This window comes from Granulicatella sp. 20925_1_28, assembly GCF_041433575.1.
In the GTDB taxonomy this organism is placed as follows: Bacteria; Bacillota; Bacilli; order Lactobacillales; family Aerococcaceae; genus Granulicatella.
The window spans coordinates 1-25,061 of the sequence record NZ_JAPWBS010000002.1 but is presented as its reverse complement, the minus strand read 5'-3'; the positions used below and the strand labels follow the sequence as shown (position 1 = coordinate 25,061).

Genomic DNA, 25,061 nt, shown 5'->3' with positions numbered 1-25,061 from the left:
AAAACGACGCTCCTTTTCTTTGGAAAGGGAGCGTTTTATAGTTTACATTTCTACACTTATAACTTACACTAGAAAAGTAGTATTTTATTAATTGCAGGCGATTTGCTTGCGTATTTTATTCAAGGAGGACAACTCATGCGCGAACAAAATGTACTCATTACACTGTTCGGAGCAACAGGCGATTTAGCTCATCGTAAGCTTTATCCAGCGTTATTCCGTCTATTTCAAAAAGGATTTATCAAAAATCATTTCGCAGTGATTGGGACAGCACGTAGAGAGTGGACTAACGAGTATTTCAGAGATGTTGTAAAACAATCTGTTCAGTCATTAGTGAAGTCAGAAGAAGAATTAAATCAATTCCTTTCTCATTTCTACTATCAACCTCATAACGTTACTGACACACATCATTATGTCGTATTAAAAGAACTTTCAGAAGAATTAGATGCCAAGTATCAAATCGAAGGCAATCGTGTCTTCTATTTAGCAATGGCACCGACTTTCTTTGGAACGATCACAGAGCATTTAAAAGCAGAAGGTTTAATCACTGAGAACGGCTATAACCGACTGATCATCGAGAAACCATTCGGGAAAGATTACGCTTCTGCAGAAGAATTAAACAATCAACTTCGTCAATCATTCGAGGAAAAACAAATCTATCGTATCGACCACTATTTAGGAAAAGAAATGATTCAAAACATTTCTGCGGTCCGTTTTGCGAACCGAGTATTCGAAGCATTATGGAACAAAGAGAATATCGACCATATTCAAATCTCACTGTTAGAACAAGTGAGCGTGGAAGAACGTGGGGGCTACTACGATACAAGTGGTGCTTTACGTGATATGGTGCAAAATCATATTCTACAAATTCTAGCCCTAGTGGCGATGGAACCACCAGTTTCATTTGGAGATGTTCGTAAAAACAAGATCAAAGTGTTAGAACAACTTCGCCCTTATACAACTGCCGAAGAAGTGAACAAAAACTTTGTCCGTGGGCAATATGGACCTTCTGTAGATGGGTTAAAACCTGGCTACCGTGAAGATGCCAATGTGGCAGATGATTCCAATATGGAAACATATGTTGCTGGTAAAGTATTTATCGATAATGAACGTTGGGAAGGCGTTCCGTTCTACGTTCGTACAGGTAAGAGTCTTCATTCAAAGGAAACAATCATTGATGTTGTCTTCAAAGAAGCAAGCTCTCCATTGTTCTGTGGTATTGATGGTTGTCCATCAAACCGTATTTCAATTCACATCACTCCACGTGAAGGATTCTGTTTCGTGATTAATTCGAAAGCCGTTGGAAATACCATCGCGCTCCAAACAAGTCACTTGGAGAAAATCTTTGATGAGAACTTCGCGATGAGCAGTCCTGAAGCGTATGAGCGCTTAATTCTTGACTGTATCGAAGGTGACATGACAAACTTCACGCATTGGGAAGAAGTAGCTGCTTCTTGGAAATATGTGGATAGTATTCGCCAAACATGGGATAGCGAAATTGCAGCTGATTTTCCAAACTACGCTGCTGGAAGCAAAGGACCACAATCAGGTTACGATTTAATCGAACGTGATGGACGCAAGTGGGTTGACCGCGACTAATGACATACAGCTAAGACTAGGTGAAACCTAGTCTTTTTTTGTTCTAAGAAAAGTGAAGAAAGCACAATTTTCCCTTCATAAAAAGCGAAGAAAAGATTTTAAAGGAATTCCTAAAAAGCCGAGGATTCTTATAGTAGCAGTAACGTGAAAAACATCGAAAGTGAAATATGCGGAGTAGGGATTTATCCCGTACTCCGCATTTGAATCTTCGAAGGAGAGAGACGAAACGGCTCGAACCGGTGTAACGTTACCGCCACTATGAAAGAATTCTCTAAGATATTGTAGACAGCACAATTATCTCCTTTTTAAAAGCGAAGAGAATGATGTAAAGCCATTCCTAAAAAGCCGAGGATTTCTTATAGTAGCAGTAACGTGAAAAACATCGAAAGAGAATTATGCGGAGTAGGGATTTATCCTGTACTCCGCATTTGAATCTTCGAAGGAGAGAGACAGAAAGGCTCGAACCGGTGTAACGTTACTGCAACTATAAAAGAAATCCGTAAGGATTTTTAGGGGTAATTATTTTATTCATTCTATTAATCATTTCCTTCGCGCGACCCCGTTTTCTTGAAAAGGTCGTTCTTTTTCTGTAAACTGTTCTCTATATAGGAGGCGCACATGACGATTAGAGACTTTATTCAATTAAGTATTTTAAAACCAAATAAAATTTGGACGATTTTACAAAATCCACTGAAAAAAATAAAAGGAATCTTTTTCCTACTCGTATTACTCGTTTCAATTCCTGGCTTTATTCGTGCCGGAAAAGATATCGCAAGCATGAATACGAACTTAGGCATCGTTGCAAAACAGTTCCCTGATCTCTCGATTCAAGATGGAAAGTTGTCGGCTGGAGACAATACGGGATTTGTTTACCGTTCGGATGTATTTAATATCGTCTTCGACCCTAGTGGAAAGTCAACGGACAATGATGTGACGTCTGAATCTAGTCAAGGGATTCCATCCATCGGGATTTTACAAGACCATATTGTTGTAGACACCATCATTAATACCTCAAAATTTTCTTATGAAGGCTTAAATGGATTCAGTAAAGAAAATGTGCAACAATTTATTAAAGAATTCCAGTCGAAGCTGTGGTTAGTATTTATCGGGGTACTAGTATTTGGCTTCATTTATAATACTTTAATGATGTATGTATTGATGATTCTAATTAGTTTTATCGTACGATTATTAACAGCCTTATTTATGAGAGCCTATATTCAAATGCATCCAACTGTATCGAAACAGTTAACGATTGCTGCAATGTTCCTACCAGCAACCATCTATATGGTGATTGGCGTGTTAGGCATCGGCGGAGGAGTAGGGATGTTTATGTACCTACTAGTAACATCGACCTTCAACTGGCTTCTTGGAATGCGAGAATTCATCGCTCAGCAAAACAAAAACCAATAAAAAATAACTCTTAGAAACCACGAACAAGTCGTTTCTAAGAGTTTTTCTTTAGCCAAAATCCACAAAAAATAAATAGCAGAGATTAAATTTCTAAACTGAGATTACGAAGAAATATACGAATTCTATAGTAATAGTGACGGGAAGTTGCATTAAAACGAGGGAGAAAGACAGAAATGGCCAAAATAGAAGACTCTATTTTGGCCATTTCGTTTTCTTTCCCCCACAAAGTTGAATAGGAACGAGTGAGTTACATGTAGCGAAGCTCGTTCCATTCAACCACTGTGCAAAGGGGACGTAGGAATATAATTCCATACGTCCCCTTTGAGGATTTAAAGGCGAGAGACCTTAGGCTCGAGCTGGTGCCTCGTCACTATTACTATGAAGATATCCGTAAGGATTCGAAGTAATCTGAAATAATGAAGATGTCTCTATTATTTATTTTTTGTACGATTTTGTCTGCGTTGTTTTTGACGGATCTCCTGCCCAAGTTTTTTCTTGTAGCCAGGTTTTACTTTTTTCTTCGCTTTCTTAATCATGCCTTTGAGGCGAGGATCTAAGTCTTTAGATTGCGTGTTTTTACGTTTTTCACGACGAGAGCGGTCATAACTTTCTACAAGCTCGCCATTTTTCAATTCAACTGTTTCAAAAGAAATGCCTTTTCCTTCTAATGTTTGAATGGCTTGTTCTTGATCTGGTGTGTAGAAGGTGATGGCTGTTCCTTCAAGACCATTACGTCCAGTACGACCGACACGGTGAATGAAGAATTCTAATTCGCCAGGAATTTCTAAGTTGATGACATGAGAAACTCCTTCGATATCAATTCCACGTGCAGCAAGGTCTGTTGCGACAACGAATTGATAATCTATTTGTTGAATTTGTTTCATCACACGACGACGTTCTCTTGAAGGGATATCTCCGTGAATCGTTGCCACTTTGAAGTTATGGCTGCGGAGGTCTTTTGTCACTTCGTCTGCTTTTTGTTTCGTATTTACGAAAATAAGAACGAGGTAAGGGTGACCCATTACAAGTAACTGACGAAGAACGTCCATTGGATTTTGTGCCTTTGTGACTAGTAATTGATTTTTAATCGTTGGTGAAACGAGTTGTGTGTTCTCAATCTGAATCACCTTTGGATTGCCCAAGTATTTCTTCAAGAATGGTTTAATTTTATCTGGGATCGTTGCAGAGAAAACAGACATTTGTAAGTTTTCTGGCATACGAGATGCGATTTCATCGACAGTTTCTAAGAACCCTAAGTCAAATGTCATATCCGCTTCATCGACGACCATCATTTGAACGGTTTGAACGAAGAGCGTATTCTCTTGCATTAAATCGAAAATACGACCAGGAGTCCCAATCACGATATGTGGTTGTGTTTGCGTTAGTTTAGCCACTTGACGTTTTTTGTCGGTGCCACCGATACATTTTTCTAATAAGATTTCTGTATCACTAAATGAAATGAGTTGTGAAGCAACTGCGGTTAATTGTTCTGCGAGTTCACGGCTTGGAACAGTAATCACTAATTGCAACTCTTGACGGTTAGGATCAATTTTGTTGATAAGTGGTAATAGGAAACTATGGCTCTTTCCGCTCCCGGTTTGCGATTGACCAATCACAGATTCTCCTTTTAATAAAAGAGGAATAATGCGTTCTTGAATAGGTGTTGGTTGTGTAAATTTTAAGTCAGCCAATGCTTTTTGCAAGTATGGCTGTAATGCGTAATCTGTAAATTTCATGTTTTCATCTCTTTTCTTTCTCTATGTAGCGGGATTATTATATCATAAATTCATGCTAAGGGTGGAGCCATGAGGGTGGGCATAATTTTTGCGTATCGTGTTTGTTGGGTGGTATGATGATTAAAGAAAGAAACAGTTTTCATAACTGTATTTAATTTTAGGAGGAATTTAGTAATGACTTATGAATTACCAAAATTAGAATACGCGTTTGACGCATTAGAACCACATTTTGATGCACGTACAATGGAAATCCACCATGACAAACATCACAATGCATATGTTACAAATTTAAACGCAGCGGTAGAAAAACACCCTGAATTATTCGAAAAAACAGTTGAAGAATTAATTAGCGATTTAAACGCTGTTCCTGAAGATATCCGTGTAGCTGTTCGCAACAACGGTGGCGGACATGCAAACCACAGCTTATTCTGGACTCAATTATCTCTTGATGGTGCAAAAGCTCCAGAAGGTGCTTTATTAGCAGCCATCAACGAAGCATTCGGAAGCTTCGACGAATTCAAAGCAGCATTCGCACAAGCAGCAGCAACTCGCTTTGGTTCAGGTTGGGCATGGTTAGTACTTTCTAATGGAAAATTAGAAGTTGTTTCTACTCCAAACCAAGACAGCCCTCTATCAGAAGGTAAAACTCCATTATTAGGATTAGATGTATGGGAACATGCATACTACCTAAACTACCAAAACCGTCGTCCAGACTACATTTCAGCATTCTGGAATGTTGTAAACTGGGATGAAGTAGCTCGTCGTTTTGAAGCTGCTAAATAATCAGTAAATAACGAAGACCGATGTTTCCTAAGAAGCATCGGTCTTTTTGCGTTTATATAGAATGAGGCTGAGTAACAGAAGAGAAGCAAGGCTCACAAGGCTGCCTTCCAGTAAGAATGGAGTCGTATAACGATATTCGATTCGGTGAGGTCCTTTGGAAATTGTAAATCCAAGAAGGCTATCCAAAATCTTGTATGTTTCTACTTTTTGACCGTCTACCCATACTTTCCATCCAGTTGAATATGGTATCGTTGTGAGAACAGTCGAGTCTTCGAAGACCTCCATTGTTCCTACAAAATGAGTAGCAGAGAAAGTTTCCAGTTTTAGCTCTTGTGCTTTTGTCTTCTCTAATCGCTCGTTTAATAGAGTAGTGTTTAATGAATATAGATTGAGTTTAGAAAACTCAAAGCCATCATCTTTAACGGTAATGCGAAGGGTTTGTGGTTGTCCTTTTTGGTTCTTGGCGACGCTAAGAAGCACGGGTTTTGATTGAACCGGATAAAAGGCATATGGTTCACCGTTTAGCATCATCTCCAAATCTTCTTCACCCATCGTTCCCGCCATTTCTAAGTAAATCGGATCGTTGGTTTCAGGAGTAAAGGTCAGTGTAATTGTTCCAACTTGAGTGTTGTCCTTAAGTTGAATTCGTTGATACACGACAGGTGAGTCACTAATATTTTTGAAAGTCGTCTCGTAAGAAACTCTTGTAAAAATATTTTTTGGGCTCGTTGTTCCACTAAGCGCGTTTGCCAATTGGTTTTGCATCGTAATCGGATGGTTTGTTGGCACCTTCATCGATTTCAGGATTGCTTTCATCGGATAAGCAATCGAGAGGGCGTTTGGATTTGTGACAATGTGTCCTTCGTCAAAGTTCGCGATTGTTGAGAAATCTTCCAAGTCTTTTCGTTCCCAGCGTTCGTTGTAAGTGGCATCTGTGGTTTCGATAAAGGTATTCTTGATTCCCAGTAAGGCATCCGTCAGAAGGGTACCATTGCTGTAATTGACATAGGCGGTTCCTTGACGAACTCCAATCGCATCAAAGAACTTTTCTGTTTCCTTTTCAAAGGTGGATGAAAAATGGGATACGCCGTACGTTGGAACTTGAAGACTATCATTTTTCGAACGAAGCATCGTTTTCTCGCTGCGATAAAATTCATTTTCCGCAGGGCGTAATACGGTAGACCAGTCTGCTAATGACGATTGATAAGCCGTGAATTCAGAATTCATGACATACCCCAGTCTGGATAAGGTGACGATACTGTTTAAGAGCAGTTCAATCACTACAAATGAAATTAGGAATTTTTGGTGCGCTCTTTTTCCGCGTCCGATTAAAATCAGACCATACAAGATTCCCATTGAGAGCCCGAACCCAAGCGCGATTTGCCAGCCTTGTAGGTAGTCTTGAGGGAAGAGAATAAAACCAATGCTTGTTGCTAATACAAGGAAGAAATACACAAATGTCTCATGAATCCCAACAGCTGTTTTCTTCAGTGCCCATTGGTAGCCTAGAAAGACCATCCAGAAGCTAAAGAGGAATGAGAAGCGATATGAATACCAATTTGGTAGTTGCCCGGCATGCCACAGTTTATCAAACATCTCAATGTTAAAGCTAATAAGGATGACAATTGTAATGAATAGCGCGTAAAGACGTTGGAATAGTGCAATCTTTTTCTCTTTGAAGTAGCAAAGGAAACTAAACATTGCCAGGCTGCCAACGAAAATATTTGGATAGCCTTTTTGCATTTCATGGAAGTCGAAACTACCGATAAAGAGCTTGGAAGCCATGAGCAGTGGATTATATTCAGACTTTAGACTCCAAGCGATGGTAGTCGCTGTCCCTTTACTTCCAAGTAGGCTATAAAATGTTGGAAGTAGAATGACTGTAATGAGTCCAACGGAAAGGACACTATAAAAGATAAAGCGTCCAAACTGTTTTATAAAATTCTTCCATGAGAAGGAATCATTTATCATTAAATAGGCATACGGGAAATAGAGACCTAAGAATAGGCAAATCATATATCCAGTATAGTAATTACTCAAAATAGTGAGTGATAAAGGAAGTACATAATATAATGGATTTCGTTTTTGTAAGAGTGCATCCACGCCAAGGACGATGAGTGGAAGGCCAATGAGGGCATCTAACCACATCACATTAAATTGATTGGCTGAAAGATAACTCATAAATCCGTATGAGAGTGCAAAGAGAAGCGTCGTCCAATTTCTTTGTTTGAATTTCACATCTAGCAATACTGAAAAGCTAACCGTACAAGAAACGAGTTTCAAGAAAATAAGAAGAGAGACACCCATGGCGATGGCCGAGCGAGGAATGAGTAAAAAGAGAAGATTAAACAGACTCAACAAATAGTACGCCCATAAACTTACCATTTCTCCGCCAATAGACTTCGAGAAGCTATAGAAGAATTGCTCTGGATGATGCAAGAGAGTGTCTTGGTAGTAACTAAAGAAGTCGACATATTGCTGCCCAAGGTCGATGGTTAGCCATGTTCGATTTCCAAATGGGGTGATTGTAAAGAGTAGAAAAATCGCTAAAATCATCACAGCTGGAATCAAAATGCTGAGCGTATAGTATCTCTTCTTGGTCATCGTCTTTTCCATGGTAGTCCTCCTTTCTAGTCGTTACTGTTAGCATAGCATGGAAACGCGGAGCCTGCACGAAAAATTAGTCTTGAACGCAAAAAAAACTTAACCACTTTCTAACCCCTTTTTTATACAGATTAGGGCGAGATTTATGGTATACTGTTATGAGTTACTAGATGTTATATGGAGTGTATTATGCTTACTAAAAGAAAATTAAAGAAGAAAAAGAAAAAATCACATATTCCATTTCGCTTGAATTTATTATTTTTAATTGTATTCTTTTCATTTATTGCCTTAATTAGCCGTTTGGCGTATATCCAATTAGTCAAAGGAGACGAGTTTGTTGCGCTCGTACAACGTACAGAGACAACCACTGCTAAAAAATCAGTTCCGCGTGGATCGATTTACGATAGCCAAGGACGTATTTTAGTGGGAAATAAACCAAAACTCGCTATTAACTATACAAGACCTGCAGATGTTAAAGCGTCAACGATGTTAGAAACCGCTAAGAAATTAACAACATTGATTTCTGTGGATGCTTCCGAGTTAAAAGAACGTGACTTGAAAGACTATTGGGTAGCGACAAACCCTGACAAAGTCGATAGCCTTCTAACAGCAGAAGAGAAGAAGAGAATCGCGAAAGAGAATCTCTCGACGAGTAAAACGTATGAAATGCAATTGGAACATATTCCTGCCGACGAATTAAATTATAGCGATGCCGAAAAACAAGTGATTGCTATTTTCACGAAAATGAATAGTGCGTATGCCTTATCAACAGTGACACTGAAAAATGAAGGCGTCACAGAACAAGAGGTCGCTAAAATCAGTGAACGCCTTGGAGAGCTTCGCGGGGTCGACGTTGATTCTGACTGGGATCGTGAATATCCAATGGGCGATATGTTGAAGACAATTCTTGGAACGGTATCGTCCGAAAAGACGGGGCTTCCTTCGGATAAAGTGAAGTCACTTCTAGCGCAAGGCTACTCACTCAATGACCGTGTTGGAACAAGCTATTTAGAAGAACAATATGAAACAGTGCTTAGCGGAACGAAGACAGTTGTAAAATCACAAACCAATACAAAAGGTGAAGTGGTGAATACGACTGAAACGTATCCAGGTAAAGGCGGGTCAAACCTTGTCTTAACGATTGATACTGAATTCCAAAAGAAAATTGAAGAGATTGCAAAGAAGTCTGTTGAAGAGATGACGGATCCTGCTGCGGACCGTGTGTATATCGTTGTAATGAATCCAAAAAATGGAGACATTCTTGGAATTACAGGGAAGAAAAAGAAATTTGATGAAAACTTTCATTCAACGGGTGTCGAAGACGATGCTCTTGGTGCCATCAATAACTCATTTGGAATGGGGTCTGTTGTAAAACCAGCAACCGTCCTATCAGGGTATATGGATGGAGCAATCACGCTTGAGGATAATACGATTGTCGATGAACCAATTGAATTCGAAGCGTCTAAACCAAAGAGTTCATGGTTTAACCGTAATGGTAAAATGGAATTAACAGACTTAGATGCCTTAGAACGTTCATCAAACGTTTATATGATTAAACTGGCGATGAAGATGGGTGGACAAACAACGTACGAAAAAGGCGGACGTTTAAATATTAATCTAAGCCTATTTGACAAACTCCGTGAGTATTACGCGCAGTTCGGACTTGGTGTTCGTACAGGGATTGACCTTCCAAATGAAGGAAAGGGGTATAATGGTGGTACAGCCAATGCCTTCTCAGCACTTGACTTTGCGTTCGGTCAGTTTGACTTATATACACCGCTGCAATTAGCACAATATATGTCTACCATTGCTAATGGTGGTACACGTATTGCCCCACGTTTAGTAAAAGAAATTCATGAAACAAGTCCAAGTGGTGGCATTGGTAATTTAGAAGATGTCGTTCCAACGAAGATTATGAATTCGATTCAAGTAAGTAAAGAAATCTTGGATCATATTAAAGAAGGGCTATACCGTGTAACGCATGGTGAAAACGGAACGTCTGCTACGACATTCAGAACGTATTCTCCACAAGTCGCTGGTAAAACAGGGACTACCGAAGCGTTCTATTCGGGACCAAATCCAGCATATACTAATGAAGCCGTTGAAAATTCAACCTTCATCTCGTATGCACCATACGATAATCCAGAAATCGTAGTAGCTGTTGTTGCTCCGTACTTCAAAGATGGATACCCATCTGACTATGCTGCCAAAGTGGCTAAACAAGTTTATGATGCGTACTTCGCAAAAACAAATAGTTCTTCACAAACGAATGAAGCGACTGTAAACTCACAAATTCGACAACAACAAAATAACCGACGTTAAAAAGGAACTGAGTGGTCGTTGTGCCGCTCAGTTTTTTGTCATTAAAGTTTAGTAAAATCAATTGTTGAAATGCTTAAAACCAATTATAATAAAGCAAAATGGAGGCGAAATTATGGACTTTACAGAAAAAACAATTCAACGAGATGTTAAATATTCAGGACGCATTTTTACGGTGACACAAGATATCGTGGAACTACCAAATGGGAAAACTTCTACGAGGGACCTCGTATTCCATACAGGAGCAGTAGCAGTGCTTGTCATTCGTGACGGAAAGATGTTGCTTGTTCGTCAATATAGAAAGCCATTAGAAATGCATTTCTTAGAAATTCCAGCGGGGAAATTAGACTCGAAGGAAGAAGTGCCTCTAGAAGCCGCAAAACGTGAATTAGAAGAAGAAACAAATCTTGTTGCAAAGGAATGGGTGAAGATGATGGAAATGGTCTCAACCCCTGGATTTTGCGATGAGAAAATCACATTATTCCAAGCAAAAAATGTGACGGTCAAAGAAGATGCAAAACCTGCAGACGAAGATGAATTTGTTGAAATCTTATGGATGCCACTAGAAGAAGTGATGCAAAAAATCCAAGCAGGCGAAATTGCGGATGCGAAGACGATTATTGCAGCACAATATGCTTGGATGCATAAAGGAGAATAATCAATGCCAAATGAACCTTTATTAACGAGAAAATCGTATAAAGAACAATTAGAAAAACAGAATCGAGAGTTAGAAGAACTAGACGAGCAGAGAGAGCGAAGGGACAGTCGTTTGTCGTCTTTTGAAGGAGAAGAAGGTTTTCATTCTGAACGTGAGGAAGAAAGTGTACAAGTACACCGTACTCCAAAATCAGGCCTTCGAAAATACAATCATTTCTTAAATGTGTGGCTAGTTTCAGTGGTGGTTCTTTTAATCATTATACTTGCGATTCAAATGTTCTTTTAAACATGGTTTTAAAACATAAAAAATGATATAGTTAATATGTATATAAAGAGGATTAGTAAATGAAACTAAATAAAGGAATTAGAATAGCATTATGGCTTATTCCATTTGTGTTATTTTATGCGTATATTTGGGAAAAAGGTTTTGAGTATCCTGTCGTAGATGACATCATGATTAATCAAACGATTTTGTCGCATGAAAATATGCTATTGCCATATGTTGGGATTGGATTGTCAACTTTACTTGTTGCTTTACAAAAGATTTTTCAAGGTTGGAATATCTACTTTATTTTTCTAGTATTATCATATTGTGGAAGTATCAGTATATTTAACGACTTCTTCTATAAGAAAAAATTATATGTTTTGATACCATTAACACTACTTATGCAATGTGTGCTCATTAAGTATTTTTCATTTTCTGTCATTTCATATTTAGTAGCTGCTGCAGGGATTTTACTTTTGTTTAACCAGTCTCTAGTAATGGGAATAGTGACAGTAGCAGTAGGGGTCTCAATAAGACCACAAATTGCCTCAAGTTTAATCGTGTTAGTCTTACCATTCTTAATTTACGAGATTCTAAAGAACAAGAAATGGAAAGAAATGCTGATTCTTATAGGAATAGTATTATCTATTAATGTATCAAACAAAGTGTATTCGATGACTCAACCAGATGTACAAGAATATCTTAAGTGGAATGAATTAAGTACTAATTTAAGAGATTTTCCAGAAATTAACTATGAAAAGCATCGTGAAGAATTTGAAAAGCTCGGAATTAGTGAAAATGACTTATTAACATCTACTTATTGGCTTTTTGCTGAGAAGAAGGCTTTAAATAATGAAATGCTGGAAAAAATCCAGTCAGTTCGCTCGATTACTGAGAAGTATTCTTTTAATATTCCTCAGTTTATCAATGATTATTTTCAAAATATTATTTTAGTAGCGTATCTCATCTTGTTTGTTGGGTGGCTAATTATTTTTAAACCGAAAAATATCTGGGCTTGGTTATTACCAGTAACTCCATTCATCTTAATAGGTGCACTTTTTGTTCGACAAAGGGTAGTAGAGAGAGTGTACTTACCATTGATGGTCTCATTCTTAATGTTCTTTTTAATTTATGCACCTGTCTTTTATGAAAAGAGACAATGGTTCAAAAAGAAAGTCGTATTTTTATGTGCCCAAGTAATTTTACTAATGGTAGGCTATAAATGGCTAGAATTTATGAATCAAGAATGGTATTGGTTCCCAACAATTAATGACTCCGTGAATGTGACATATCATGAAGTTGTCGAAGAGCATCCAGATCAACTTATTATTTTTGGTGGGTATGGAATGCTTGTAAATGCACAACCATCGCTATCCACGTTCAGAATTCGTACGAATCAAGTTGTTTCTAATACAACGACGCTTGGTAATTGGCAAACATTTTCGCCACAGTACACAAACTTACTAAAAAGATATGAAATTGAAGATACAAATAATTTATTATCTTCAGCGGTTAATAATAATATTATTATTTTCTTCTGGTATAAAGACTCTGGAAGTATGAATCGTATTATTACAATTTTTAAAGAACATTATCAAAAAAACGTGCACTTTGAAGAAATTGAAACAGTTAATTCTGAAATAAGTATCTATAAACTTAAAGCAGATTAAGGAGAGGTATATGAAAAAGCGAATTGGCTATATTGATATGGCGAAAGGATTAGCCATTATTTTAGTAATTATTGGGCATATATCCTTTACGCCTGGAGCGGGGAAAACTATTCTTTATTTATTTCATATTCCTTTGTTTTTCTTCTTGTCTGGTTTTACATTTTCAATTGATAAGTATACGAACTTTACAAGTTTTTTCTGGAATAAATTTAAAGGGATTGTTGTTCCATTCTTTCTCATGAATGTATTTGTGTTTTTAGTGCAACTCTTTATTTTATATCCTGATCAAGTTCTAAGTTTTAATCTGATTCAATTTGCAAAACAATTGATATTATCGGATAGATTGCATATTTATTTCCAATTATGGTTTTTAAATGTATTGTTTTTATCTGAAATTGTATGTTATTTTGTTTTAAAATATGCTCGGAATAAAAATTTGCAAATAGGTGTTGCGATTACCTTACTGTTCCTTGTATTTGTAGGACAAAAAGCGTATGAGTCTAACTGGTATTTAATCTGGAATTGGGACTTAGTTCCAGTAGCAACTATTTTTATTTTGTTAGGAGTCCTTACAAGGAAACATTTAACAGAGGTAGAAAAGTACCTAACTCTTAAGTTTTTACCGATTGCTACTGTCATCAGTATTGCAGTAGGGTTACTAAACTATAAACTAAGTGGCTTCAGAGTTGATTTATACTACCAACAAATTGGAAATCATTTGTTATTTTATATTTCTGCAATAGCAGGAATCTGGGCTACAATTACTTTGTTCAAAGTGATTCCAGAAGCAGAGTGGTTTAAATCAATTGGGAAAAAGACCTTAATTTATTATGGTGTACATTCACCAATTGTTCTTGTACTTGCTGAAAAATTAGTAGCTCAATTAGCAGCTAAATATACGGGCATATTTGTTAATGGATATGTTTCAGCGGCCCTCACAACAGTCTTAGCTGTTTTGGGATGTGAAATCATTGTACAAATTTTCAGAGGGACCAATTTTCCTTTTGGTTTAAAAATGATAGGAGAGAAGAATGAACAGAAATAATCCAATTTTATATATTGTTATTCCTTGTTATAACGAAGAAAAAGTATTACCTCATACGAATCCAATGTTTATTGAGAAGATTGAATCTTTAATCAATAGTGGACAAGTGCATCCAAACAGTAAAGTGATGTATGTCAATGATGGTAGTAAAGATAAAACATGGGAATTGATTCAACAATATGCAAAAGAGAATAGTCATGTTGTTGGGATTGCACAAAGCAGAAACCGTGGGCACCAAAGTAGTGTCTTAGCAGGGATGGATGAAGCTGCGAAATTTGCAGATATCGTTATTACGATTGATGCGGATGGCCAGGATGATATCAACTGTATGGATAAAATGGTGGCTGAATATAAAGATGGTTCAGAGATTGTATACGGTGTTCGTGACAATCGTGAAACTGATTCTGCATTTAAGAGAATTACGGCTGAAGGATTCTATAAAGTGATGCATCTGTTTGGTGCGGACGTTGTCTTCAATCATGCGGACTATCGTCTCGTCTCTAAACGTTTTATTCAAGAATTAAAGAAATTCAAAGAGGTGAACTTATTCCTTCGTGGGATTATGCCACTTGTAGGCTTTAAGTATTCCTATGTGACTTACAAACGTCATGAACGAATTGCTGGAGAAAGTCACTATCCATTGTCAAAAATGCTTGGATTAGCGATTGATGGAATTACAAGTTTATCCATTAAACCAATTCGAATTATTACTGCGATTGGTGTATTGACGTCGTTCTTCAGTTTTGCTCTTATCATTTGGGTGCTTTGGGCTAAATTCTCAAATAACTCTGTTGCTGGTTGGGCAAGTACATATGCCATTGTAAGTCTACTTGGTGGTGTACAATTAATCAGTCTTGGTGTTATCGGGGAATACATCGGTAAGATTTATTTAGAAGCCAAAGAGCGTCCTCGATATATTATTGGGGAACGTACCTATGATGAAAATGAATAATTTTCCTTTTCATTTTCACGGCATTATGATAGGATAAAGCATATATAGAAAACACATTGATGGAAAAGGGTTTTTAACAAAGCTTTTCAGGGAGGAAGATCCTGACTGCAAGTCTTCCAAGTCACGTTTCAAACTTTTCACTTCCGGAGTGACCATTGGGATTCACTGATGAATAATGGTTCGGGTCGCCCCCGTTAACAGCGTCCAAGTGTCTTGAGCAGGTCTCAAGGAACAAGGGTGGTACCGCGAAATTTCGTCCCTTATAGTCTTATGGCTATAAGGGATTTTTATTTTTATAAGGAGGAATACAATGAATTTAGAAGAAATGAAAGTACAGTTTGATGCGATTCGTAAAGATGTGCTTGCTTCATTAGAAGAAGTAACAAACTTAAAAGAGCTTGATCAAATTCGTGTACAACAATTAGGGAAAAAAGGACCAATCACAGAAGTTCTTAAAAACATTAAAAACTTAGCCAACGAAGAGAAACCAAAAGTGGGAGCTCTTGCCAATGAATTACGTTCTGTCTTAGAAGAAAAAATCGCTTCTGTTAAAGAAGTGCTTGAAGCAAAAGCGTTAGAAGAAACTTTACAATCTGAAACAATTGACATCACAATGCCAGGACGTCCAATCGAACGTGGAACTGCGCACGTATTAGCGCACGTTCAAGACCAAGTAGAAGATTTCTTCATCGGCCTTGGATACCAAGTAGTAGAAGGGCCAGAAGTGGAATCAGACCACTATAACTTTGAGATGATGAACTTGCCAAAAGATCACCCAGCGCGTGATATGCAAGATACATTTTACATCACTCCTGAGTACTTACTTCGTACACAAACTTCTCCAGTACAAGCTCGTACAATGGAAAAACATGACTTTACAAAAGGTCCATTGAAGATGTTAAGTCCGGGTCGTGTATTCCGTCGTGATAACGATGATGCGACTCACTCACATCAGTTCTATCAAATCGAAGGTCTTGTTATCGATAAACATATTACGATGTCAGACTTAAAAGGAACTCTTTCGGCATTTGCCAAAGAAATGTTCGGGGAAGACCGTGAAGTGCGTCTTCGTCCAAGTTACTTCCCATTCACTGAACCATCTCTAGAAGTGGATATTAGCTGCTTCAAATGTGGTGGCGAAGGCTGTTCTGTATGTAAAGGAACAGGTTGGATTGAAGTGTTAGGTAGTGGGATGGTACATCCAAACGTCCTTGAAGCTGCCGGTGTGGATTCAACTGTCTACGGTGGATTTGCCTTCGGGTTAGGTCAAGACCGTATTGCCATGTTGAAATATGGGATTGATGATATTCGTTCATTATATACAAACGATGTGCGTTTCTTAAGCCAATTTACGAAAGAATCATAAGAGGAGGAAGAACATGAAATTATCATACGAATGGTTAAATGAATATATTGATTTATCACAAATTACTCCTCAAGAATTAGGAGAAAAAATGTCTCGTACGGGGATCGAAGTCGATAGCGTAACGGTTCCAGGCGAGGGCTTAAAAGGACTAGTGGTTGGTTTAGCAACCAAAGTCGTTGACCATCCAGATTCAGATCACTTACACGTTGTAACTGTTGAAGTAGGAGCTGACGAGCCGCTTCAAATCGTGTGTGGCGCTCCAAACATTGCAGCAGGCCAAAAGATTATCGTGGCGACTCACGGTGCACGCATTGCTGGCGGTCATAAAATTAAACGTGGAAAATTACGTGGCGTAGAATCTCAAGGGATGATTTGTTCATTGCAAGAAATCGGTGTGCCAAGTAACTTAGTACCAAAAGAATACGAAGATGGGATTTACGTCTTCACAGATGATAGCATCGAAGTGGGAAGCGACGCAGTTCATGTATTAGCGCTTGATTCAACAATCGTGGAACTTGATATCACTGCTAACCGTTCTGACGCGTTAAGCATGCGCGGTTCTGTTCACGAAATCGGTGCGATTTACAACTTGAAGAACAATTTAGAACCAGATGCATTCGAAAAAGGAACTTCTTCTAAAATTCCAGGCGTTGTCAAAGTTTCTGTAGAAAACGAAGCAGACGCTCCTGCATACCACGCATTCTTAATCAAAGGCGTTAAAGTGGCTCCAAGTCCACAATGGTTGCAAAACCGTTTAATCGCAGCAGGCGTTCGACCAATCAATAATTTAGTAGACGTAACAAACTACATTTTAATGGAATACGGTCAACCGCTTCATGCATTTGACTACAATAAATTACCTGAAAAAGAAATCCATGTTCGTCGCGCAACAGAAGGCGAAACATTAGTGACTTTAGATGGTGAAGAACGTACATTAGAAAACGAAATCGTGATTACTTCAGGCGGCCAACCAGTCGCATTAGCTGGGGTCATGGGTGGTTTAGACACTGAAATCTCTGACGAGACAACAACAGTCTTATTAGAAGCAGCCTTATTCGATCCTAAAGCGGTTCGTCTAGCATCACAAAAACATAACTTACGTAGCGAGTCTAGTGCTCGTTTTGAAAAGGGCATTAACAAAGCGACAATCGTTCAAGCTGGAAAACGAGCTGCAGCATTGATTGCTGAACTTGGCGGCGGAACAGTGAAAGAGGCCTTTGCTTCTGCACAAAGCTATGATTTAGAATTACCAGTTGTGAGCATCACTCTAGAACGCTTAAATCACGTTTTAGGAACAAGCTTAACTCTAGATGAAGTGAAACAAGTATTTGCGCAATTAGAATATCCAACAACTGTAGAAGGAACACGTTTCGACGTGACAATCCCTGCATGGAGATTTGATATTTCTATCGAAGCAGACTTAGTAGAAGAAGTGGGTCGTATTTACGGATACGATAAGATTCCTGCAACATTACCAACAACTGAAAGTACAGTGGGTGGCTTAACAGATAAACAACGCTTCATCCGTTACACTCGTCAATTCATGCAAGGGGCTGGACTTTCACAAGCGTACACTTACGCATTAACAACTCCAGAGAAAGCAAAATGGTTTACGAAGAAAGATGCAACAAGCGTGCGTTTAAGCTGGCCAATGAGTGAAGATCGTAGCGAATTACGTCAATCACTATTACCAAGTTTATTAGAAGCCGTTCAATACAATGTAGCTCGTTCACAAAACAACGTGAAATTATTCGAAGTAGGCCGTGTATTCAAACTAGGTGCTGCTGGCAATGAAGATTTCATTGAGAACGAAGTCATTGCAGGTATTTTAACTGGAGATGTGACAAGTGCGAACTGGAACCATAAAGCAGAGAAAGTTGATTTCTATGTGGTAAAAGGAATTCTAGAAGAGTACTTCGCGCAACTTGACTGCTTAGATCGCGTCCGCTTCGAACCTTTAACAGACATCGAAGAATTACACCCAGGACAAACAGCGCGCATTCTTTTAGACGGCGAAGCGATTGGTTTAATCGGTAAAGTTCATCCAACCGTTCAAAAAGCATTAGACTTACAAGACACATTCGTCTTCGAGTTAGATGTGGAACCATTACTTGCAGCTAACTTACAAGAAGCGGTGATTCAATCTGTTGCGAAATATCCAAGCATGACACGCGATATCGCCAGCTTAGCACCAACTTCATTAACACATGCTGAGTTAGTAGATATCATCCGTGCAAATGCGGGTGAGTTCTTATCGAAAGTAACGTTATTCGACGTTTATAAAGGGGAACACGTGCCAGAAGGATTCCAATCATTAGCGTATTCATTATTGTTTGTGAACCGCAATGCGACGTTGGAAGAGGATGTTATTAAGTCCACCATGACTCGCGTAGAAGAAGCATTAGTTGCTTTAGAAAACGTATCTATTCGATAAAATAAAGTCAGTACGAAGATTATTTTATGTAGTACTATAAAAACTTAGATTACCTTTGGTTATCTTCATAATAACGACAATAGCTGTACCGGATTGAGCCTTGCGTCTCAGTTCCTACCGAGCCTCAAAGATTCTCTAGAAAATAAATTTTCAAGAGAATCTAATTCGCATCGGTTACTAGTCGCTATTGTTGTTATTATAGAAACCGAGGTAATCTTTGTTTTTATACATTAGATAGATAATCTTCGTACTTTTTATTGTATTAGTTTATTAAGTGCTAATACTTCTTCTGCGCTCGTAAAATAAGAAGAACAAAGGACACCGGCTCGAGCCGGTGTCTCTCGCCTTTGAAGCCTCAAAGCTGGAATAGGAAATAAATTCCTTACTCCAGCTTATTCGTTTCAATCCTTTTCCCACTATTCTTTCAATAAACTGATTCTTTTTTGTAATCCTTGAACTTTGGTCAGTTAGCTTATTAAAAGGCACTCATGTTGTTCTACGCTCGTTGAGATGGAAGGAGAGAAGAGGACATTACCAAATATGGTAATTACCATATTTGGTAATTGCGGGTTGAAAAGGGATTTAAACACGAATTAAATAGAGGGTATATAAAAATTTGTTTGGAAATTTTGAAAACTGTATTGAAAAACTTTAAAATTAGACGTATAATATAAGTCTAAAAACGAACAAGGAGATGTATTATGAAAAAGAACGTTCGATATACGTTGCTGTTTCCTGGGATTGTTCTATTGTGCTTTTTCTTAGTCCTTCCGTTGCTAAGTAGCTTGATTCCAACAGTTTTCCCAGAAAGTAGTTTTTCTTTGCAACTGTATATTGATTTTTTCAAAGATTCCTATTTTATGGCGGTGTTAGGACGTACGCTTAGTATTTCCTTGATCGTTACTATTTTTTGTGCTGTTTTAGGATTGCCTGCAGCATACGTCATTTCTGGCGTATCGAAGAAATGGAGAGGGATTCTGATTGCATTAACGCTATTCCCACTATTAACAAACTCTGTTATTCGAAGCTTTGCATGGATTACGATTCTTGGTAAAAACGGAGTAATCAATAATTTACTAACGATGTTCGGTGTGATTAATGAGCCAATGTCACTCTTATATACTGACTTCTCGATTATTATCGGTTCGGTTTATTTATTCTTACCGACGATGATTATGACACTGGTGGGTGTTTTAGAAAATATTGATGATGACTTGCTAGAAGCAGCGGCAACGCTTGGGCTTAGTCCTTTAAAAGGCTTCTTCAAGATTATCTTGCCATTGTCGCTACCAGGGATGATTGTCGGAAGTATTCTCGTGTTTACAGGGACACTTACCGCATACACAACTCCACAATTATTAGGTGGAAATAAAAAGATGATGTTAGCGACATTACTTTACCAACGCGCGACAACGCTTGGTGATTGGACTAGTGCGAGTGTGATTGCGCTTGTCATGATTGTGATTACATTTGCCGTGATGAAGGCATTGAATCTCTTAGCGAAATCGATGGATAAGCGAGGTGGAGACATTGCGTAAAAATAAACTACTAACGATGATTGCGACTGTTGTCTTCTTATTCCTATTCTTACCACTCGTGATTATCGTGATTACTTCCTTTGGGACAGAAGCGATTATCACCTTCCCGATTAAAGGATTTACCATCGACTGGTACATTATGGCGCTTACGTCAAAAGCCTTTATGTCGAGCTTACAACTCAGCTTATTAGTGGGCGTTGTGGCAACACTTCTTGCTTTAGTCATTGGGGTGCCAGCTGCTTATGTATTATCCAGAGACCACTTTAAAGGGAAGAAGTTAATAAAGGATTTCTTCTTATCGCCAACGATGATTCCTGGGATTGTCGTAGGGTATTCCCTCTATCAAATGATTGTTGTGGGTTTTAAATTCCCAATTCTACCGGGATTACTCATTGGCCACTTCCTCATTAGTATTCCATATGTGATTCGTGTTGTTGGCTCTAGTATGGAACAAGTTGATGTTTCGATGGAAGAGGCTGCTTGGACGCTTGGATGTACGAAGAAGAGAGCTTTTGCGACGGTGCTCTTACCAAATATCACTTCAGGAATTTTCGCGGCGTTCATGCTAGCGTTCGTGAACTCATTCAATAACGTTCCTGTTTCGATGTTCTTATCAGGTCCAGGAGTGACCATGCTTCCAACGACTTTATTAAGTTACATGGAATTCAACTACGATCCATCTGTTTCGGCATTATCGGTGATTTTAATGTTTGTAACGATGGGGATTATGATTGCGATTGAAAAAACGTTGGGCTTAGCTTCCATTTCATAAGGAGAAAGATATGTCATTTGTAAAATTAACAGATGTAAATATGATCTATGATAATAAGCATCATATTTTAAAAGATTTGAATTTATCGATTGAAAAAGGGGAATTAGTTTCCTTGCTCGGCCCGAGTGGTTGTGGGAAAACGACGACGCTTCGAATTGTAGCGGGACTCCTTAATCAAAATAGCGGTACCTTTGAATTAGACGGTGAGGATATGACAAAAGTCCCTGTGCACCATCGTCAATTCGGGATGGTATTTCAAAGCTACGCATTATTCCCGCATTTAACAGTGGCTGAAAATGTAGCGTTCGGATTGAAAGTGAGAAAAGAAAGTAAAACAGTGATGGACCAGAAAGTCGCTAAAATGCTTGAGGTGTGTGGCTTAGCAGAACTTGGCGACCGCTATCCAAAACAACTGTCAGGAGGGCAAAGACAACGTGTAGCCCTTGCCAGAGCACTTGTTATTGAACCAAAACTCTTATTACTCGACGAACCGTTAAGTAACTTGGATGCCAAACTTAGACTGCAAATGCGTCTAGAAATCAAACGCATCCAGCAACAATTCAAGATTACGACTTTATTCGTAACGCACGACCAAGAGGAATGTTTTTCAATCTCGGATAAGGTGGCCGTTATGAATAATGGGATTATCGAACAATACGGGACTCCTGAAGAAATTTATCAACATCCAACCACTGAGTTTGTCGCTCGTTTTATTGGATTTGAAAACTTCATTAAAGGAACAGTGCAAGACCGAAATTCAGTTCAATTGTCGAATGGACTTGCTCTTGAAACGTTGGAACATGCTAAAGAAGGCGATGTGACGGTAACGATTCGTCCAGACCATATCGAACTCTTGAATGAGGGCGATGGTGTTCTTCCAGGCGAAATTTTAGTAAGAACCTTTATTGGAAAAGCGTATCAGTATGAAGTAAAAACGGAAGTGGGCGTGCTTCTTGTGAACAACCCAGCCGTTTTAGAAGTTGGAACGAAAGTCTCTCTAGCGTTCCCTAAAGATCATGTCATTGTGTTATAAAATAAAAAAATTAAGGAGTGTACACACATGAAAAAATCAATTGCAGGTATTGCAGTAGCGTCGTTATTAGTCTTAGCAGGTTGCGGAAATAGCCAAGCGAATTTACCAAAAAATGATGCCACAACAGCAGGTGGAGATGCTTCAAAGGGCGCTTCAACTGAATTAGTCGTATCCACATTCGGATTAAGCCAAGATATCGTTGAGCGCGACATCATCAATCCATTTGCCGAAGCGAATGGCGTTAAAGTGACATTAGAAGTTGGGAATGCTTCAGAACGTTTAACAAAAGTTCAAAGCGGCGGAAGCAACATCGACGTTATCGAATTATCACAATCAGGTTCTACGAAAGGAACAACTGAAGGATTATTTGAAACAGTCACTGAAAAAGAAATTCCAAACCTTGCGTTATTAACAGATGGCGCTAAAGAAGTGTTCCAAAACGGCGGAGGAATTCCATTCTCTATTAACAGTATTGCGATTGTTTACGATAAAGAAAAATTAGGTCGTGAAATTAAAGACTGGAGCGACTTATGGTCAGAAGATTTGAAAGGTAAAGTGGCAATTCCTGATATCACAACAACAGGTGGTCCATTATTCTTATCTGTAGCGGCTGATAAAGGCGGAAAAGCTCTTAAAGACGATAAAGGGGCAGCAGCCTTCAAAGCACTTGAAGAATTAAAACCAAATATCGTTAAAACATATTCTAAATCAAGTGACTTAGCAAATATGTTCCAAGCAGGCGAAGTGCAAGTGGCAGTCGTTGTAGACTTTGCAATTCCAACTGTACAAAAAGCAAATAGCAATGTCGTTTCTGTTGTTCCTGAATCTGGAACTTATGCAAACTACAATACAGTAAACATCGTTAAAGATGCGAAAAACAAAGAAAATGCGTACAAATATGTTAACTTCCGTATCGGCGCTGAAAACCAAGCTGTAAAAGCAAAATCATTGAGTGAAGCTCCTGTTAATAAAGATGTAAAATTAGCAGACAACGAAGTGAAAACAATGACTTATGGGGACGTTGCAAAACGTGCGAAAACAGTTGATTTCAAACTTGTAAACGAAAACCTTAAATCTTGGATTGATCAATGGAATAAAATCTTAAACCAATAGGATTTTTGAATTCTATTTAAGGACAGATCAGAATAAAGAGTAGACGAAGCCGCTAGATAGTTGTTAGACTGGCGGCTTTGTTCTTCTAATGCGAGTTTTGATTGTTCTTATAATGGAATTCAATTAGAATAAAGAAGACAGGAAAGGGAGTGGCAGTAATGAGAATCGGTTATAAAAATGCATGGATTTTAACGATGGATGATGCCTTTACAGAGTACCGAAGTGGGTACTTAGTGATCGAGGAGCACGCGATTGTTGACGTTGGTGCGATGGATCAATTTGAGGAGAGTAAGGCAGATCAGTGGATAGATGCGCATGGTGGAATCCTGCTTCCTGGGTTCGTGAACGCTCATACGCATTGCGGGATGATTCCTTTCCGCTCATTAGGAGACGATTGCCCAGACCGCCTCAGACGCTTCCTATTTCCGCTAGAACAAGAAGTGGTCGATGAACCGTTAATCGCCAAGAGCACGGCCTATGCGATTGCAGAGATGCAGCTGGCGGGGGTGACTGCGATGTGTGATATGTATTATTTTGAAGACGCCGTTGCGAGAGTCGCCAAAGACATGAAGATGCGTTCTCTTGTAGGCGAAACGATTATCGATATGAAGACACCCGATAGTAAAAATACAGATGAATCTTTAGCGTATACCCAAACGTTTGTTGATAAATGGAAAGGGGATGAACTTGTACATCCATTAATTGCCCCTCATGCGCCGAATACAAATACGGAAGAAGTGATGAGAGCGATTCTTGAGTTTGCTAAAGAAAACCAAGTTCCTATTACGCTCCATGTTTCTGAGATGACTTACGAGATGGATTATTTCCGTAAAACCTATAACCAAACACCAATCGAATTTTTAGAGTCACTTGGATTTTTTGAAGTGCCGGTTATCCTGGCGCACGGAATACTAATGACGGAATCCGATGTCGAGATTCTAGCTAAGTATCCAAAAGTCAGCGTGGTTCATTGTATTGGTGCTAATACGAAGTCTGCCAAAGGAGTCGCACCGATTCGAAGTTTACTAGACCATGGAGTGACCGTTGGATTAGGAACGGACGGCCCAAGTAGTGGTAATACGCTAGATTTATTTACACAAATGCGAATGGTAGCTAATTTCCATAAAACGCATCTGAAGGACCGTAGCACGTTCCCTGCCAAAGAAATCGTGGCTTTGGCAACAAGAGGCGGGGCAAAAGCGTTAGGGCTCGATGAGGAAGTTGGCACGCTTGAAGCAGGCAAGAAAGCAGATATCGTTCTTGTTGAAACCTCTTCTGTGAATATGTTCCCTGTGCATGATGCATATGCGGCCTTGGTGTATTCAGCCAATGCCTCTAATGTTCAAAATGTGTGGATTAATGGAGAAAGAGTTGTGGAAGGCAAGAAGCTAGAGAACGGTTCGCTAGAAGGGCTGCAAAGAGCGTTGAAAGAGGAGATGGGGGCCTTTGAAGCGCGCGCGGTAGAACTATCCGCCCAATTGGCATTCGAATAAGGAACTCAAGGATTACTTTAAAGAATCAGTTTTATATTGAAAGAGTAATAGTGGGGCACCGGCTCGAGCCGGTGTCTCTCACCTTTGAAACGAATAAGACGGAGTAGGGAATAAATTCCTTACTCCGTCTTATTCGTTTCAATGCTATTCCCACTATTCTTTCAATAAACTGAATCTTTTTGTAATCCTTGAACTTGATATTCTCATTATTTTAAGTGCTAATACTTCTTCTACGCTCGCTAGAGAAGGAGAGACGATGAAATTATCATATATGA

18 protein-coding genes are annotated in these 25,061 nt (G+C 38.8%); 16 read left to right on the top strand and 2 right to left on the bottom strand.

Features of this window, described 5'->3' with window-relative positions; translation table 11 throughout:
* The first annotated feature begins 135 nt into the window (after positions 1 to 135).
* Complete coding sequence (gene zwf, locus O3793_RS01670) at positions 136 to 1,596, top strand: glucose-6-phosphate dehydrogenase (RefSeq protein ID WP_371445135.1); 1,461 nt, start codon at positions 136 to 138, stop codon at positions 1,594 to 1,596.
* 618 nt (positions 1,597 to 2,214) lie between these two features.
* Positions 2,215 to 3,006 (top strand): DUF1189 family protein, encoded by a 792-nt coding sequence (locus O3793_RS01665; protein WP_371445133.1) that lies wholly within the window; start codon positions 2,215 to 2,217, stop codon positions 3,004 to 3,006.
* Between the two features lie 431 nt (positions 3,007 to 3,437).
* On the opposite strand, the gene O3793_RS01660 is transcribed toward O3793_RS01665, so the two are convergent.
* Positions 3,438 to 4,742 carry a DEAD/DEAH box helicase gene (locus tag O3793_RS01660; protein WP_371445131.1) on the bottom strand — a complete coding sequence of 435 codons (1,305 nt, stop codon included), beginning with the start codon at positions 4,740 to 4,742 and terminating at the stop codon, positions 3,438 to 3,440.
* A gap of 174 nt (positions 4,743 to 4,916) precedes the next feature.
* Between O3793_RS01660 and O3793_RS01655 the strand changes: the two genes are divergently transcribed.
* On the top strand, positions 4,917 to 5,525 hold the full coding sequence (locus O3793_RS01655; RefSeq protein ID WP_048713210.1) for a superoxide dismutase: 609 nt from the start codon (positions 4,917 to 4,919) through the stop codon (positions 5,523 to 5,525).
* A gap of 27 nt (positions 5,526 to 5,552) precedes the next feature.
* Here O3793_RS01655 and O3793_RS01650 read toward each other — a convergent pair whose 3' ends face one another.
* Positions 5,553 to 8,141, bottom strand: coding sequence for a YfhO family protein (locus tag O3793_RS01650; RefSeq protein WP_371445128.1), 2,589 nt, complete (start codon positions 8,139 to 8,141; stop codon positions 5,553 to 5,555).
* A gap of 177 nt (positions 8,142 to 8,318) precedes the next feature.
* Between O3793_RS01650 and O3793_RS01645 the strand changes: the two genes are divergently transcribed.
* The 13 genes from O3793_RS01645 to O3793_RS01585 all read left to right on the top strand — a co-directional run bounded on the left by O3793_RS01645 (position 8,319) and on the right by O3793_RS01585 (position 24,786).
* A complete protein-coding gene (locus O3793_RS01645) occupies positions 8,319 to 10,451 on the top strand; it encodes a peptidoglycan D,D-transpeptidase FtsI family protein (RefSeq protein WP_371445126.1) in 2,133 nt (710 codons plus the stop codon).
* 112 nt (positions 10,452 to 10,563) lie between these two features.
* A complete protein-coding gene (locus tag O3793_RS01640) occupies positions 10,564 to 11,106 on the top strand; it encodes an NUDIX hydrolase (protein WP_175814825.1) in 543 nt (180 codons plus the stop codon).
* Positions 11,107 to 11,109: 3 nt separating this feature from the next.
* Positions 11,110 to 11,391: a hypothetical protein gene (locus O3793_RS01635; RefSeq protein WP_371445124.1), complete on the top strand. Its 282-nt coding sequence runs from the start codon at positions 11,110 to 11,112 to the stop codon at positions 11,389 to 11,391.
* 59 nt (positions 11,392 to 11,450) lie between these two features.
* Complete coding sequence (locus O3793_RS01630) at positions 11,451 to 13,040, top strand: hypothetical protein (protein ID WP_371445122.1); 1,590 nt, start codon at positions 11,451 to 11,453, stop codon at positions 13,038 to 13,040.
* Between the two features lie 10 nt (positions 13,041 to 13,050).
* Positions 13,051 to 14,085, top strand: coding sequence for an acyltransferase family protein (locus O3793_RS01625; RefSeq protein ID WP_371445120.1), 1,035 nt, complete (start codon positions 13,051 to 13,053; stop codon positions 14,083 to 14,085).
* Positions 14,072 to 15,037 (top strand): glycosyltransferase family 2 protein, encoded by a 966-nt coding sequence (locus O3793_RS01620; protein WP_371445118.1) that lies wholly within the window; start codon positions 14,072 to 14,074, stop codon positions 15,035 to 15,037. Before O3793_RS01625 ends, O3793_RS01620 begins: the two co-directional genes overlap by 14 nt.
* Before the next feature lie 310 nt (positions 15,038 to 15,347).
* Entirely contained in the window at positions 15,348 to 16,403 is a 1,056-nt protein-coding gene (pheS, locus tag O3793_RS01615; RefSeq protein WP_371445116.1) for a phenylalanine--tRNA ligase subunit alpha, read from the top strand.
* Between the two features lie 13 nt (positions 16,404 to 16,416).
* Positions 16,417 to 18,837, top strand: coding sequence for a phenylalanine--tRNA ligase subunit beta (gene pheT / locus O3793_RS01610; RefSeq protein WP_371445114.1), 2,421 nt, complete (start codon positions 16,417 to 16,419; stop codon positions 18,835 to 18,837).
* Between the two features lie 701 nt (positions 18,838 to 19,538).
* Positions 19,539 to 20,375, top strand: a complete 837-nt coding sequence (locus tag O3793_RS01605) for an ABC transporter permease (protein WP_371445113.1) — start codon at positions 19,539 to 19,541, stop codon at positions 20,373 to 20,375.
* Positions 20,368 to 21,147: an ABC transporter permease gene (locus O3793_RS01600; protein WP_371445111.1), complete on the top strand. Its 780-nt coding sequence runs from the start codon at positions 20,368 to 20,370 to the stop codon at positions 21,145 to 21,147. The genes O3793_RS01605 and O3793_RS01600 overlap by 8 nt, the downstream gene beginning before the upstream one ends.
* Before the next feature lie 10 nt (positions 21,148 to 21,157).
* Positions 21,158 to 22,180: an ABC transporter ATP-binding protein gene (locus O3793_RS01595; protein ID WP_371445109.1), complete on the top strand. Its 1,023-nt coding sequence runs from the start codon at positions 21,158 to 21,160 to the stop codon at positions 22,178 to 22,180.
* Positions 22,181 to 22,207: 27 nt separating this feature from the next.
* Complete coding sequence (locus O3793_RS01590) at positions 22,208 to 23,293, top strand: polyamine ABC transporter substrate-binding protein (RefSeq protein WP_371445107.1); 1,086 nt, start codon at positions 22,208 to 22,210, stop codon at positions 23,291 to 23,293.
* Between the two features lie 158 nt (positions 23,294 to 23,451).
* Positions 23,452 to 24,786, top strand: a complete 1,335-nt coding sequence (locus O3793_RS01585; RefSeq protein ID WP_371445106.1) for an amidohydrolase — start codon at positions 23,452 to 23,454, stop codon at positions 24,784 to 24,786.
* The last annotated feature ends 275 nt before the right edge of the window (positions 24,787 to 25,061 follow it).

Coding starts and splice junctions, on each gene's coding strand:
- pheS (WP_371445116.1), top strand. CDS start 15,348: ATGAATTTAGAAGAAATGAAAGTACAGTTTGATGCGATTCGTAAAGAT.
- O3793_RS01645 (WP_371445126.1), top strand. CDS start 8,319: ATGCTTACTAAAAGAAAATTAAAGAAGAAAAAGAAAAAATCACATATT.
- O3793_RS01625 (WP_371445120.1), top strand. CDS start 13,051: ATGAAAAAGCGAATTGGCTATATTGATATGGCGAAAGGATTAGCCATT.
- O3793_RS01630 (WP_371445122.1), top strand. CDS start 11,451: ATGAAACTAAATAAAGGAATTAGAATAGCATTATGGCTTATTCCATTT.
- zwf (WP_371445135.1), top strand. CDS start 136: ATGCGCGAACAAAATGTACTCATTACACTGTTCGGAGCAACAGGCGAT.
- O3793_RS01595 (WP_371445109.1), top strand. CDS start 21,158: ATGTCATTTGTAAAATTAACAGATGTAAATATGATCTATGATAATAAG.
- O3793_RS01590 (WP_371445107.1), top strand. CDS start 22,208: ATGAAAAAATCAATTGCAGGTATTGCAGTAGCGTCGTTATTAGTCTTA.
- pheT (WP_371445114.1), top strand. CDS start 16,417: ATGAAATTATCATACGAATGGTTAAATGAATATATTGATTTATCACAA.
- O3793_RS01640 (WP_175814825.1), top strand. CDS start 10,564: ATGGACTTTACAGAAAAAACAATTCAACGAGATGTTAAATATTCAGGA.
- O3793_RS01620 (WP_371445118.1), top strand. CDS start 14,072: ATGAACAGAAATAATCCAATTTTATATATTGTTATTCCTTGTTATAAC.
- O3793_RS01660 (WP_371445131.1), bottom strand. CDS start 4,742: ATGAAATTTACAGATTACGCATTACAGCCATACTTGCAAAAAGCATTG.
- O3793_RS01605 (WP_371445113.1), top strand. CDS start 19,539: ATGAAAAAGAACGTTCGATATACGTTGCTGTTTCCTGGGATTGTTCTA.
- O3793_RS01635 (WP_371445124.1), top strand. CDS start 11,110: ATGCCAAATGAACCTTTATTAACGAGAAAATCGTATAAAGAACAATTA.
- O3793_RS01650 (WP_371445128.1), bottom strand. CDS start 8,141: ATGGAAAAGACGATGACCAAGAAGAGATACTATACGCTCAGCATTTTG.
- O3793_RS01655 (WP_048713210.1), top strand. CDS start 4,917: ATGACTTATGAATTACCAAAATTAGAATACGCGTTTGACGCATTAGAA.
- O3793_RS01665 (WP_371445133.1), top strand. CDS start 2,215: ATGACGATTAGAGACTTTATTCAATTAAGTATTTTAAAACCAAATAAA.
- O3793_RS01585 (WP_371445106.1), top strand. CDS start 23,452: ATGAGAATCGGTTATAAAAATGCATGGATTTTAACGATGGATGATGCC.